10 protein-coding genes and 1 pseudogene are annotated in these 15,146 nt (G+C 35.7%); 2 read left to right on the top strand and 9 right to left on the bottom strand.

The features are described from left to right. Nucleotides 1-548 precede the first annotated feature (548 nt). Nucleotides 549-1,089, top strand: a pseudogene (locus FFM78_RS02575) (transposase); the annotation flags it as partial. 261 nt (nt 1,090-1,350) lie between these two features. On the opposite strand, the gene FFM78_RS02570 reads toward FFM78_RS02575, so the two are convergent. After that, nucleotides 1,351-3,261 carry an oxidoreductase gene (locus tag FFM78_RS02570; protein ID WP_223876984.1) on the bottom strand — a complete coding sequence of 637 codons (1,911 nt, stop codon included), beginning with the start codon at nt 3,259-3,261 and terminating at the stop codon, nt 1,351-1,353. A gap of 126 nt (nt 3,262-3,387) precedes the next feature. Here FFM78_RS02570 and FFM78_RS02565 point away from each other — a divergent pair, with 126 nt between their 5' ends. After that, nucleotides 3,388-4,002, top strand: a complete 615-nt coding sequence (locus FFM78_RS02565; protein ID WP_171001821.1) for a TetR/AcrR family transcriptional regulator — start codon at nt 3,388-3,390, stop codon at nt 4,000-4,002. A gap of 264 nt (nt 4,003-4,266) precedes the next feature. Here the strand turns inward: FFM78_RS02565 and FFM78_RS02560 are convergent, their stop codons facing one another. The 8 genes from FFM78_RS02560 to FFM78_RS02525 form a co-directional block, all read right to left on the bottom strand. Continuing rightward, the gene (locus tag FFM78_RS02560; protein ID WP_137636870.1) at nt 4,267-5,607 is read right to left on the bottom strand and encodes a M20/M25/M40 family metallo-hydrolase; all 1,341 of its coding nucleotides are present in this window, start codon (nt 5,605-5,607) and stop codon (nt 4,267-4,269) included. 61 nt (nt 5,608-5,668) lie between these two features. Beyond that, the gene (locus FFM78_RS02555; RefSeq protein WP_137636869.1) at nt 5,669-6,697 is read right to left on the bottom strand and encodes a uroporphyrinogen decarboxylase family protein; all 1,029 of its coding nucleotides are present in this window, start codon (nt 6,695-6,697) and stop codon (nt 5,669-5,671) included. Nucleotides 6,698-6,714: 17 nt separating this feature from the next. Next, nucleotides 6,715-7,521, bottom strand: coding sequence for an ABC transporter permease (locus FFM78_RS02550; RefSeq protein WP_137636868.1), 807 nt, complete (start codon nt 7,519-7,521; stop codon nt 6,715-6,717). Then, a complete protein-coding gene (locus tag FFM78_RS02545; protein WP_137636867.1) occupies nt 7,511-8,371 on the bottom strand; it encodes an ABC transporter permease in 861 nt (286 codons plus the stop codon). Before FFM78_RS02545 ends, FFM78_RS02550 begins: the two co-directional genes overlap by 11 nt. Next, a complete protein-coding gene (locus tag FFM78_RS02540; protein ID WP_137636866.1) occupies nt 8,371-9,447 on the bottom strand; it encodes an ABC transporter ATP-binding protein in 1,077 nt (358 codons plus the stop codon). Before FFM78_RS02540 ends, FFM78_RS02545 begins: the two co-directional genes overlap by 1 nt. After that, the gene (locus FFM78_RS02535; RefSeq protein WP_137636865.1) at nt 9,447-10,550 is read right to left on the bottom strand and encodes an ABC transporter substrate-binding protein; all 1,104 of its coding nucleotides are present in this window, start codon (nt 10,548-10,550) and stop codon (nt 9,447-9,449) included. The genes FFM78_RS02540 and FFM78_RS02535 overlap by 1 nt, the downstream gene beginning before the upstream one ends. Before the next feature lie 29 nt (nt 10,551-10,579). Continuing rightward, on the bottom strand, nt 10,580-12,553 hold the full coding sequence (locus FFM78_RS02530) for a hydantoinase B/oxoprolinase family protein (RefSeq protein WP_137636864.1): 1,974 nt from the start codon (nt 12,551-12,553) through the stop codon (nt 10,580-10,582). Between the two features lies 1 nt (nt 12,554). Continuing rightward, complete coding sequence (locus FFM78_RS02525) at nt 12,555-14,615, bottom strand: hydantoinase/oxoprolinase family protein (RefSeq protein ID WP_137636863.1); 2,061 nt, start codon at nt 14,613-14,615, stop codon at nt 12,555-12,557. Between the last annotated feature and the right edge of the window lie 531 nt (nt 14,616-15,146).

The following is a 15,146-nucleotide window of genomic DNA, read 5'->3' as shown; positions in this document are numbered from 1 at the left end:
TCAAACAATGTCAAGATACATTAGAATCAATGTTTTGAAATTGGTCATTTAATCGTGCAAACAAGAGTTACTCATTTACACAAAATTCTTGACACTCTCGAATTGTAATTTGGTGCGCCAACACCTTACTACAACTACTACTTTTTTCACCATAGCGTTTGCTATGGTGTTTTTTTATTCGATTTTTTTGTGCTATTTTACCGTACGCCACCCTTCGCCTTAGTATTCTCTAAGGATAATAGTACCTACCTGTAATTAAACAGCAAAATATTCGCTTATGCAACCCTTATTAAAAAAGTACTCTAACAATTGAAAACCTATATTGCATGCATGATTTTGGATCATCATATTCTAAATAACTACCCGTTTGCTCCACGGAAGCCGTTATGTACAGCTAACATGGCACTTACCACTATTGCCACCATCTTTAATCGCTACTCCATTTTCAGAGCAGAAAAGGCTAACGATTTTTCAAAACGAACTGTTCGCAATTGCCTAAATGACCCGCATATTAATTGGCAACGGCTGGTTCAGCTATTAGCGATCCAATGGATATTAAGACCTTATACGCTAACTTACGGCACAGTAAATGGCCAATTAAGGATAGCTATCTATACAGCCCAATCGTCACATTTGAAGTTGATGGCGAAAAAATCCCAATGAAGTTAGTCTTCGTAACCACACGTGGCCAGGCTGATCAATGTTTTGTGTTGGCGACCACCATGACTGCGCTAAGACCAGAAGCAATCATTCAGATGTACGGTCAGCGTTGGCAGATCGAATGTTATTTTAAGGTCGCTAAACAATACCTGCAATTTGATCAGGCTCAAGTCCAAGGCTACGATGAGCTCTGCGGTCGTCTAGCAATAGTCATGTTAAGCTATGACGTCCTTACATTAGCACAACGCGAAAAATGGGCAACCGTTGCCCGATATTAAGTTAGTAAGTACATTGAATTGGTTGATACAAACAATTACTGGTCTAGGTGAAAAACTCGACATGGCGGTTGAAACATTAACTATTATTTTTGACGAATTTATAAAAGCATTACCGCATAGCCTTGACCGGCTACTCGGTAATGCTCAATGAAGTGAAAATTAGTAATATAACGTGCCATAACCGTTTGACATCAATGGTTACGGTCTGTTTTGATACTTTCAACCTTTGGTTAGGTATTAATGAGAATACAGGTATTAGCTTAGTCAGTTGGAGTACTTACACAATATGTGTAACATGAGTAGCGGCCACCCGGTCACCCACCCTCAATAGTTCAACGTCACTTTCCCGTTTTCTGCCACATGGATCATTTTCCATTCACTTGCTTTTACAGCTGGTCAACGGTCAGTAAAACTATTCAAAAATACGTACAGCATGATAGGCTTCATGAACGGCATTCATAATTTTACGTGGTGCAGCAGCATCACCGATTGTCGTTAGATCAACCTTATCTTCTAATTCAGCTTCCAATGAATCAACTGCGGAATACCCAGCTGCAACGACGGCCGTATCGCATTTAAGTTCTTCTTTTTGTTCACCTTGACTGAACAAGATCATACCCGGTTTAATTTCTTCAACCTTCGCTCCAGTAACCAATTTAACATTAGCTGCCTTTAAGTGATCCCGTAATGACAAATCATTATTTTTAGAATGGATCGCCGTTACTAAAATATCATCAAGAATTTCAACGATTGTCACATTTTTTGACTTTTCACTTAAATCCAATGCCGCTTCACAACCAACCAGGCCACCACCGATCACAACAACATTATCACCCGGTGTTTTTTTGGCGACTAAATAATCTTCAGCTTGTGCGGCATTTTCAATCCCTTTAATTGGTGGTAACTTGCTCTTGGAACCGGTCGCTAAAATAACCTTATCAAATTTAGCCGCCAGTACTGTGACAGCAGTCGCTGCATGATCGTAACGAACGATCACATTATGGCGCATTACTTCCCGCTTGAGATAATCAACATATTTCATCACATCGTGCTTGAAGTCCGGTGCGCCTGCAACAAACATATTACCTCCTAAAGCTGTCCCTTTTTCCCATAACTCAACGTAAAAGCCACGCTTAGCCGCTGTGATCGCTGCTTCCATCCCGCCAGGGCCACCACCGATCACCAAGATCCGTTTAGTCGTTGGCGCCGGAGTTAATTGATAATCTTTTTCAGCATAACATAACGGATTGACTGTGCAATAGTAATGCTTACCGGAAAAACCGCCTAATAAGCATTCGTTGCAGCCAATACACGGTGTGATCCGATCAAATTCACCTGCTTTGACCTTGGCGGGCCAATAAGGATCGGCTAGCATCTGGTGAGCCAAGGCGACAAAATCCGCATCGTTATTTTTCAGTACACTTTCGGCATCTTTAGGATCATTTAATTTACCCTGCATGATCACTGGTAGCGAAACCGCCTGTTTAACCGCTCGTGCCGCAAAAAGTTGATGCATTGGCTTTTCATATACAGTGGTGATGGCCTTGTACCAAACTTCATAACAGCCAACATCAACGTGGAGGGCACTAACCCCCGCTTTTTCAAATAACTGAGCCATTGCGACCCCTTCATCCAATTCGCGCCCACCTTCAATGCCATGATAAGCAGTAAACTTCATTGAAATCGGAAAATCAGTACCACAAGTTTGTTTGATCGCTGTGATAATTTCGGTCGTAAAACGTAAACGATTTTCAAGTGTGCCACCATACTCATCAGTACGTTTATTCCACAAGCGCGAATGAAATTGATCTAACAAATAACCACCATAACCATGGATCTCGATACCATCAGCTCCTGCAGCTTTCGCTAAACTAGCTGAATAAGCCATTCGTTCAGTTAAATAATGAATATCATCAACGGATAACATGCGGCACTTTAAATTCGGGAACCAAAATGAATAAGCTTGGTCACTAGCTGAATAGGGTGGTGTGTAAGGATCAGCGTAAACCATTCGCCCTAAGCCAGGCGTGATCTGAACAAATACTTTAGTGCCATGATGGTGGCAACGTTCGATCAAAACAGCTAATTTTTCAACATTGTGAAAATCCGACAATTCATTTTCTGGTCGTTCTTCGTATTTTGTACTGACAATATTAGCCCCTGTAATAATTAAACCGGCACCACCTTTGGCACGTTCTTCAAAATAATTGATTGAATTAGTCGAATAACTGCCGTCAGATTCAGGCTTAGTTCCCATTGGTGCCATAATAATACGATTCTTTAATCTAACATTGCCGATGCGCCCGCGCTTAAATAGATCCATGATAGCTCCTCCTAAATTAAAATATTCACAATCTTTACTAGAGTAAAGATTATCATGTTTTTCACAATTGTGCAAGCCTTTTCTTAATAAAAATATGGTAAACTGAATATTATTGGAGGGATCGTCGTGGACACAAAACAATTGATTTTAACAACCGCCTATCAGCTTTTTCAAGCGCGCTCTTATCAGGAAGTCAGTATTACGGATATTTGCACGGCTTGTAACCTAACAAAGCCTGCCTTTTATTATCATTTTTCTTCTAAATCAGAATTATTGATCCATTACTACAAACGCGTTGTCGAAACCTTAAGTTTAAATATCGATACTAAAACAGTCGATTATTGGCACCAATATCTAACTTATTTCACCGAGTTAGTTCAAGCTAGCATCAAACTTGGTCCCGACATGATCAGTCAATTATTTATCACCAATCTAACTGTAGACAAAGGATCATTTGACTTCATTCAAAAATTCGCCGATATTTGTATTGAATTGATCACTCAGGCGCAAGCCACTGGTCAAGTCCGCACACATCAAAGACCTAAAAATCTGTTCATCACTTCAGCTTTTCTTTTTACTGGCTATGAAGTTTATTGGGCGATCAAAAATGATGACTTTGATCAAATCAAAAACGTATTATCTTCTTTAGAAGTCCTATTCGACGTTGCACCAGAATTTAGTCATTATGAAAGTACGACTAACTTATTACATAACAAATACCTCCCCGATCAGGACGGCTGACCGAGGAGGTATTTATTTAAACGATATTATTTAATAATGGCTTTGAAGTTGCAGCTTGTGCAGTCATTACTACATTCGGAAGCTAGACGTTCGATTGAATAGGCACCAAAGAAGCCGTCAATTTTTGGAACTTGCTCGATCATCATAATTTTTTTTGAGGTTGTGTCTTCTTAAAAGAAAAGAGCAATTTTATACCTGAAGTGATAGCCCTACGTGACCATCTTCAATAACCCGAAAGCAATACACTTAAACAAGTACTCAAATTTAAAATATTTGTAAAATCTTGACAAGATGGTAAATGCCTAATCTATAATCTTCAATTCTAATAGATTCATTTGGGCCATGAGCATTTGAATTAATCCAGCCAACACCGGTACTAACCACAGGCACTTTCAAATGTTTTTTAAATAAATAAATTGGACCTGTTCCAAAAGAAACCGGATATAGCTTAGTTTTTGCATGATAAACATTTTCGGCCGTTTGTAAAACCAATTTTAAAAATGAATCATTAAGACTATTTATCTCACTACCTGGTAAAGACTCAGTAACCTTAATTTTAATATCCGAGAACCCGTTTTTGATAAAATGAAGTTTTATTTTTTTTAAAATAAACTCAGGATCTTGACCTAAGCCCAGACGAATATCAACCTTGGCCTTTGCTTTAGAGGGGATAATAGCCTTGGTACCAATTCCAGTATACCCACTATCAAATCCGCTAATGGTAATAGATGGATTAATTGAAAGTTTTTGTTTTAGTTCGGCATCTGTTTTTGCCTGAGGTTGTCTAACCAATCCGTATATTTTAGACATTTGTACTCGCGATAAAGACAATTGATTGATCACCGATTGATACTCTTTATCTTGACAATCGATTAAATCATTATAAAAACCATCAATTTGAATATGTCCATCATTATTTTTAAGGGTGCTTAATGCACGACCTAACCGTTCTGCGGCGCCTTCAATCACTCCACCATACATAGCATGAATATCAAATAAGGCAGTTTTACAAGTTAGTTCTAAGGCAATTAACCCCTTGACACCTGCAAATATTTCTACATCATCATCAATATCCCTTGAACCAAATTCCCAAATACACGCATCACATTTAAAAAGATCATGATGATTAATTAAGCAACTTTCAATATGCTGACTACCTAACTCCTCTTCACCTTCAATTAAAAATTTAACATTACAATGTAATTTATGTTGTCGTTTTAGGTAAGTAACTGCTGTTAATCGTTGAATCAAACTTCCCTTATTGTCTGCTACTCCGCGCGCATAAAGTATATCATCCTTAACTAAGGGTATAAAAGGATTGCTATTCCATTCGTCGACATTCCCCCCATCTAAAACATCGTAATGATCATAAAATAAAAGTGTCTTGCTTTTCGGATAGTCACTTTCGAACAAAGCATATACAATTGGCCGATTTTCTAAATTACTAATTAATTTAAATTTCCCATTATTTTCGATGATTATTTTTTTTAAAAACTTAATGATATCCTGTATTGCTAATTGGTTACCTAAAAAGGATGGGATTCTAAGATACCTATCAAGAATAGATAGAGAATTATCTATATCTATTTCTTTAGTGCTGTTCATTTCATTGATGCCCCCTCCACTATTTGAAGCACACAATTTTATTTAAAAAATAATTTTATACTTAACTATTACCCTTTTCCCAATTATCATTAAAACTATTTAAAATCATCGAAGAGGTTGACTCTGGAATTATACACTCCGGCGAAATCATATAGTTACCGTCTCCCAGTTTATACTTTAAACTTTTAAATTTCTCAACTAATATCCTTGAAGTTAATTTTGAAATATTTTTATGATCAATTCCGCCAACGATTGTGTGTAAAAATGTATCATCCACTCTTGGATTATGGTCTTGATGACTGTCCCAACTAATACCGTCTATTGGATAGGTTTGATCAAAATATTTTGGATTTGAATAGTCTTTACAAGTATGCAAAATTATTCGCGTTGATTTTTTTGTTGCCTTCAATATTTTAATGTCATAAGGCATAGAAAATTCTTCAAATATGTCTTTAGGCACAACAAAACGATTACCGGTTCCTGTGACCGCATAAAATATACCATCTATGTTACCTTGTTCTAATACATTTATATAATCAATTAATGTTTTTGTAATATTCAAAAGTGCCTGCTGCGCTTCTTTAGGATACTCTTTTAATATCTGAATCACGTTTAACTTGGTATTACTTCCATATATATTTTGATGGACATAAGGTGAGCAACCTAAAAGCAAAAAAAGAATACTCAACGGTGAGAATATTGTTGCTACTACTGGCAATTCAGGAAAAGTTCGTATAATTTTATCAATCATTTCTGTGTGTTCTCTAAGAGTTCTCGATCTTTTTACTGTAGTAAACTGAACCTTTCCTAAATCATCCGCAGTCTGAATAATTTGTTTGGTTTGTAGTGGATAGACTCCTTGATACTGAGAATAATCATATTCATTACCAAATACTTGTGCTAAATGTATAACACTTGGGTTTACCTTAAGCCAGTCCCAATTATATTTCCTTTGCATCTCTATAGTCGCATCTGCCAATTTTCTAGGATCTGCCTCTGTTTTTATAAAATGATACCACGCACTATACAAAGAACGATCAACAGGTTGTCTCAATAATATTCTTTGGAATCGTTCACGTTTTGATAACATTTACTTGTTCGCTTCTTTCAAAAAACATCAATTTTATTTTTTTCCGCAACTTTTTCCAATATCGTAATTAATACTATTGCGATTATAATAAATATAACTGCTACCGCATTGACTGAAGGATCAAAGGTTTGGTCAATATAATTCATTGTTTGCACCGGAATAGTTACCGTCTGTGATGAAGACACCAACAGACTTATTGAAACTTCTCCCAATGATGTAATTCCGGCAAATACTGCCCCTAAAAAAACGCCACTAATGATATTTGGCATAACAACTTTTAGGAACGTTTTAAACGGAGTTGCTCCAAGAATCATTGACGCACGCTGTATATCTTTATTCAATCCCACTAACACATTTGTAACCGATCGAAAAACGTAAGGGATTGCAACTATAATATGGCCAGCAGCAATGATTGTATACGAACCTAATAACCCAAAAGCTGTCGCCAAATATAAAAATGAAATTCCTAATATAATTGCCGGTAACATTATTGGCGATAATACAAATGCCTGTAATCCCGACTTCCAATGAAAATTAGATGCATAGATACCGTATGCTGCCAACGTACCAATAATAGTAGCTATTGGTATCGTAACAACTGCAATTTTTAAACTATTTTCTATTGCAAGTACCCATGCCTGATCTGTAAATACGGCCGTAAACCATCTAAGTGAAAAACCTTGTGGTGGAAATGTCGCATACTCAGTCGGACTGAATGCTGAGAGAACAATAATAAGAGTTGGTAAAAGTAAAAAAATAAAAATTATCGCAGTTATAGATCTAAATATTATTTTGCCAATTGAATAGTCTCTTTTATTTGCCATAAACTCTTACCTCCCATAATCGCCCAAGATAATTAGTTATTACGATAGTTAGAATAACAACCAGTAAAAGAACTACTGATAAGGCGGCAGCCATCGGTAAATTCATGATCTGCATTGCCTGTTGATAAATAGTCAAGGCCATTACCTGCTTTTGATGTCCAGCAATCAACATGGGTGTAATATAACTTCCAGCAGTTAGCGAAAAAATCAAGGTGAATGAACTTAATATTCCTGGAATAGTTAAAGGAAGAATAACATGAAAAAAAGTATATAATGCACTAGCACCAAGACTATTTGAAGCACGAAATAAATTATTGTCGATTTTTGTTAATGAATTGGAAATAAATATTATTGCATAAGGTAATAATACTTGTACAAACGCAATAACTAGGGAAGTACTGTTCCACATCAGTGATAACGGCGATTTAATCAAGTGTAATTTCATTAAACTCTGATTAATAATTCCATTGCTAGAAAGGATTACAATCCAAGAATATACTCGAATAACTACGCTCGTGAGCATTGGCGATAGAAGAACCACATAAAGTAAGGTCTTAGTATTACCTTTAGTCTTCACCAAGGTAAGTGCTGGAAAATAGGCTAGAACAATACATACAATTGAGACAATAGCAGATAATTTTAAAGTATTAAGAATACCACTATAAAAAGATTGATTTTTAAAAATGCTAATGAAGTTATTAATTGTAAGCGTATCATCAATAACAATTGAATTTCCACTCGACCTGAATGCCATCAACAAAAGAATGATTAAGGGCAGTATTAAGAAGGCTGTTAGAAATAGGATTGCTGGTAATATTAAGAAAAAATTTGTTTTATCTTTTCTAATCATTAAAACCTCCCCGATCCATTCTGGTTTATACTAACAATCAATTCTGGATCAATAGAAAAGTTAATCACAGAACCAGTTTGTAGTCTTTTTTTATCATGATTAATTGAACGATAAAAAACTAATTCATCTGTCTTAAGTTGAATCCATCCTTTTTCTGCATTACCGAGATATTCAATTTTAGTAAGTATTCCTTGCAATGTCTCCGGTTCTGCATGTTCAACTAAGCGGATATTTTCAGGACGAATCATGAATTTAAGCCCTTTGAAATTTTTACTCGGTCGAGTTAAAAATTTGATTGTTTTTTCATTAATATCTGTCAATGACACTTTAATTTCATTTGTCGTAGATACTGTATTTAACAAGTTCGTCGAGCCAATAAACTCAGCTACATATGCGTTAACGGGACGATTATATATTGCTTCGGGAGTCCCTACCTGTTGTATTTTGCCTTCACCCAAAACAGCTATTTGGTCTGAAATACTTAATGCTTCACTTTGATCATGAGTTACTAAAATAGTGGTTATTCCAACTCGCTGTTGTAATTCTCTAATAACACTACGCATTTTTTGACGTAACTTAGCATCTAATCCGCTTAAAGGTTCATCAAGTAACAGTACCTGTGGTCGAATAACAAGTGCCCGTGCAATGGCAACACGTTGTTGTTGTCCACCACTTAATTCTCTAGGCATTCTTTTGATATATTGTTCCAAATTTACCATTGACAAGGCCTTAATCACGCGTTCTTTAATTTCTGATCTGTTTACTTTCTTTATTTTTAAACCATAGGCCACATTATTGAATACATTCATATTCGGAAATAATGCATAGCTTTGAAAAACTAAACCAACATTTCTCTTATAAGGCGGTAATTCAGTAATGTTTTGATTATCAATCAGAATGCGACCTTTTTTCGGATAAAGAAATCCAGCTAAGAGATTTAATAATGTTGACTTACCTGCTCCGCTTGGACCAACTAAGGAGAAAAGTTCACCATTAGCTACTTCTAAATTAATATTATTTAATATGTTAGTGTCCTTATAACCATAATCAACATTTTCGAAAATAATCCTAGCCATTAGTTTCCCCCCAATACATTAGTCCATTGAGTTGTCCAATTTGAAAGTTGTTTATCAGCAGTTTTATAGTCAACCCATTTCAAGGTCGAAAGTTCTTTATTACCAGTTTTAATTTTTGATTTTACCTCTGGTGAATATTTCACATTCTTATTGGACATTCCGTAATACGATGTATCAGAAAACTTTTTTTGTACAGTCGGTGAAGATAGATAATTTAATAGTTTATACGCGTTATTTTTATGTGCACTATCTTTGGCAATTGACCAAGATGCAACTGCTGCAACCGCGCCATCTTTAGGATATGAAAAGCCTAATTTCATTCCCGATTGTTGCAGTGCAAACACTCGTCCATCCCAAAATGGAACAACCCATGTGTCTCCACGCTGTAACAAGGTCTGAATAGATCCTGGATTATCTGGATATGAAGTAACGCTAGATTTTAACGTCTTTAAACTATTAAATGCCCTTTGCACATTTTTAGAATTAGATTCTTTCCCCCCTTGAGCATTAATGATACCTGAGAAAGTCTGAAGCCCAGCCGAATATGTTAATGGCGAAATTGCAATATGTCCCTTATATTCATTGTTCCAAAGATCTGACCATTTTTCGGGTACATTTTTGACTAAATCTTTGCGATAGGCCAATCCCAATTGACCAACTGAGAACCCTGCGGCGTACAGTTTATTATTAAATGTAAGTTTATTTTGAATTGCAGGATAAAGATCATTTAAATTTTTAGCACAGTCTGATTTAAGCGGTTCAAGCAGTTGTGCGTCAGCCGCCTTTTGAATCGAATCTGGTTGTAAAATAAGTAAGTCATAAGGCGCGGTTTTACCCTTATTTGCGTTTAGTTTTGTAATCCATTCTGCATCGGCACCTTCAACTATATTAACTTTGATACCTGTTTTTTTAGTAAACGCAGTTAATGCCGCTTTTTTAATACTCTTAGCCCAATCACCACTATAGACTGCAACAGTTAACTCTTTATCGTTATTTTGAGCATCCGCAACTTTTTTTGATTTATTGTTTGAACAACCGGCCGTAATCAGTAATATAGTTACTAAAATTGGTACTGCCCATAAATGCTTTTTAAATAATTTCATTGATATAAGCCCACCTATCACTTCTAATTTTAAAATCCTTTATTCGCTAAATACTTATCAATCGAATCAATTGACAGCGGATTCTTTTGATTCTGAAAAAAATTATGCATCTCGTGTTTGATATCAGAGATTAATTCAACAGGAACTCTTGTCCGTAAGGCAACAGCAGTATAGCTACTTATGGATGAAGTCCAACGCTTTTCATATTGGTCTCGATATTGACCAAACTCCCAGATTATGTCGCTATCATCCAAGATAATCTTATTCCTAATTTTCTTAGTCTCATCAACATCTATCTCATAACCACTAGCCTGTTTTTCAATTACAACACCATACCATTCTCGAGCATTATTGACTGTTAACAAATCATTTGCAACATCTGCAAGAACTTCATTAATTGCACGCCGATATGGATTTCCGTATCCACCACCTGACGGAGAAACAACACTGATGATATTTCCCTGTTTAACCGGTAAAACACTGATTTTTTCAATTCTTTTATTTTGACCATTCTCATTTAAAAATAGTTTGCCTATTTGCCCAGCGTGACCACCAAAAACACCCCATGGCTGAAATTTCATTCTATCTATGCCACGAGCAGTTATAACGGCCGCCGGCTGAACAATCTCAAATTTTAAAGAAATTGCATTACCTCCACGATATTGTCCAACGCCAGCAGTATTTTCAATATATTCATATTCATGTACAAGAATATCCATGTTTTGTTCGAGTACTTCAATTGGTGTATTTTTTAAAAATCCAGAAGCATGATCAATACCATCAATGCCATCACTTATCGAGGTTGCACCACCGCCACCACCAATTGGTTCCACAACGGCCATCTTATTTTTTCGAGTTGATGAGGTCGAATTATTGTGAAGAACCACAATGGCAGCCTGACCTGCACCGGCCGCAGGAATTGCTTTAACGCCTGCCTCCAGTAGTGATCCCAAAATCACATTATACATGCGCATTGCAATCGTATGTCTAATTCCAACTGGTGCAGGAAAATTGGGATTAACAAGTGTCCCTTTTGGCATATTAACAGTTATAGGCCGCATGATCCCACCATTTATTGGAATGTATGGATCCTTACTAATAATAAAATTGATTAATCCTTGCAATAAAAATGAATTCTTCTCACCATTCGTCATAATATTAAACGCAGTTTTCACTTGGGGATCACAATTAGAGAAATCGAGATCAATTTTTCCTTCATGAATTGTTGTTGTCACTGCTAATCTGACTGGCACATTGGATTCAAAATCATCGCCAATATAATCCGAAAATTCATATACGCCATCATTTATTTCGCTTATCACGCTTTTTGATCGATTCTCTGCTTGATTCATCAAATCATTCATACCCTGGAGTACTGAAACTTCACCAAATTTATCAATAATATTAAGTAGCAATTTTTCACCCGTATTGACGGCTGAAACCATCGCATCAATATCTCCTAAATTCAAACGCGGAGTGCGAGTATTTGCAGCCAATAATTTCAATACATTCTGATCAGGAACTCCCTTATGATAAAGTTTCATCGGGGGAATACGAAACCCCTCTTGAAAAATTGAAGTTAAATTTGGAGATAAACTTGAGGGTACACTACCACCAACATCACTGACATTAACAAATGTCCAAGAATACGATACTAACTGATGATGATAAAATATAGGTTTGAAAACATTGATATCCACTAAATGAGTTGCTAATCCATTACTCCTATAGGGATCATTAGTAATGATAATATCCCCTTCTTCTATTTTTCCAACCTCTTTAATCGCTCGTTCAAGACTTAAACCTAGAAAAATAGTCACACCGACAGTAGTCGGATATGAATAAAATTCACCAGTAGGCGAAGCTAACGCTGTAGCAAAATCTGCAGATTCTCGTACATAAGTTGAAAAAGCAGTACGTTCAATTACATTTCCCATATTCGTTACGGCTGAATTAAAATAATTTCTAAGAATTTCGAGTTGCGCTGCATCATTTACGGCCATTTTATAATTTCCTTTCTAGAATTAAGTTTAATTGTGCATCAACAGTCCCTTTCCATAATGGAAGAATTAATATTGTGGTATCATTTTGATCAATAACAGCTGGGCCACTAATACTTTGACCAACAGTAAGCTGATCACGATTGTAGATATCGACAGAAATTTCTTTGTTTTTTAGGGTAATACTTCGCTTACCTATATTCTCAGAGTTCCACACTCCATTCTTATTGGTCTTATTAATATTCGGTTTAGGTGTACGCCCACGAAGAATAACGGAGATTTTTGTTAATTCAATATCTTCTTCTGGTAAGTTATGATTGTATGTTTTTAAATATATTTGATTAAATAGAGTAGTAACTTTATTTTTAAATAAATCAGTCTGCTCAACCCACATAGTATCTATTGGTACCTCAATTTGTAGTGTTTGTCCTACATAACGAGCACTAATAAAATATTTTAATTCAGGTTGTTGCAAACGTTGATCGTTTTGCTTGATTAACCATTTTTTTGCATTAATCTTTAGCTTATCAAGTATATTTTTAATAGATTTATCTATTATGTTTAGGCGTTTAAAATATACTGCACTATCATTAAAAACATAATCAGCATACAGAGCCCCAAATGCACATAATGTTCCTGGTGATTTAGGTAAAATAACATTTTTCAAGTCCAATTCTTCGGCCAAGTAATTGGCAAGGACAGGTCCCGCACCCCCATAAGATATAAGTGAAAAATCACGTGGATCAATTCCGCGTTGGCTTAGAATGCTGCTTAACTCGGTTGTCATATTAGCAATTACAACATCAACAATTTTACTTGCAGCAGATTTCGTTTGAATCTTCAATTTTTTTGCAATACTGTTAATTGCATTAATTGATCGATTTACATCAAGTTTGATTCCACCACCTGCAAAAGAATCCAGATTAAGATAGTTCGAAACGATAAATGCATCCGTAAGTGTAGGCTTCATTCCCGTTCCATATGCAGCTGGTCCAGGAGTAGAGCCAGCCGAAGAGGGGCCCACCTTCAGCATACCGCCATTATCTAACCAAGCATATGACCCGCCACCAGCACCAATTGAATACAATAAGACTGCTGGTGAATTAATCGGGAAACCGTTAATTTCATTACTTGTTGTTAAAATAGTGTTCCCTTTTTCGATTATTGAAATATCCGCACTTGTCCCGCCAATATCTACCGTAATTGCATTAAGATCACGAGCGTTTTTAATTATTTTACTGGCACCAAGTATTCCTGCAGCAGGCCCCGAAAATAGAGTTTCAACAGGACGATTGATTGCATTGCTCACATTTGTAATACCACTATTAGACTTGGTAATTAGAGGTATGGTGGCGATTGATTCTTGCTCAATTTTTTGAGTTAAAGTGTTTAAATACTTTTGGACGCTATTTTTAATGTAAAGATTAATACAAGCTAATATTGTCCGCTCATATTCACCAATCTCATTGCTAATATCTGACGACAATTCCACGTCAATATCCGGATAATATTTATTTATATATTGTTTTACAGCTAACTCATGTTTAGGTTCTAAATAACTATGTAGAAAACTGATTACTACACCATTTAAGTTAGATAATTGTATTTGTTTCATCGCAACATCTACCTCATCAAAATTAACTTTATCTTTTTCCGTTCCATCTGCTAAAATACGTTCTTTAATTGGAAAAACATTTCTTCTAGGAATAAGTGCATCTGGTAAACGTGAATAAAAATTATAGGGCACAGGTAAACGTAATCTCTGGATATTTAAAATATCGCGAAACCCTTTGCTGACAAATAGCGCAAGTTTCGAACCATTACGCTGAAGTAAAGTATTGAGTCCAATTGTCATACCATGAATAAAATAATCTACTTTTGATAAATCAATACCCATTTTTTCATATTTTTTTAATCCATCTATAATCCCATTGGCTGGATTTTCTGTATTAGTAAGAATTTTTTGGTCGTAGGTTTGCTGTGATGCTGAATCATATAATGCAAAGTCTGTAAACGTTCCACCAATATCAATTCCCAACCAATACCGCTTTTTTTGTTCTACCAAAGCAATCGCCTCATCTTATAGTAATTTAAAGAACTAAGTACAAACAAAAAGACTCCGCTCCTGATTTAACAGGAACGAAGCCTTTCGTGGTACCATCCTCTTTTATGTGAGTATTGCCACTCACACCTCATCAACACAAATAATGTCTGGAATTATAACGTATCCTTACGAATGATCAGCTTGCACTGAACATTAATTACATAGGGTTCATATTCGTCTAAATTACCGTTCCATTCTCTCATCATCAATGGTTGCTGTCTAACGTTGTTAAAAGACTACTCTTCCCTTAAATTTTAATCTTATATTAATCTAAAGTGCTTATATCTTAGTATAGTAGCGTATTTTTTTAATAAGTCAAGCATATATTTTTGAATTATCTGATCTACACACGAAATAATAATCACCATTTTAACAATAAAACGCCATTTTACATAATTTTTTAAATCATGGATAATAGCTTTCCTTAATCTGATTTTTTACGTTCTTATCGAATTAATGATAAACCAGAATCACCATCTAAAAGGATAACCA

The sequence above is a fragment of the Loigolactobacillus binensis genome (assembly GCF_005405165.1).
GTDB classification, from domain to species: domain Bacteria; phylum Bacillota; class Bacilli; order Lactobacillales; family Lactobacillaceae; genus Loigolactobacillus; species Loigolactobacillus binensis.
Note: the sequence above shows the minus strand (reverse complement) of the source record. Positions and strands in the feature narration are given on the sequence as shown.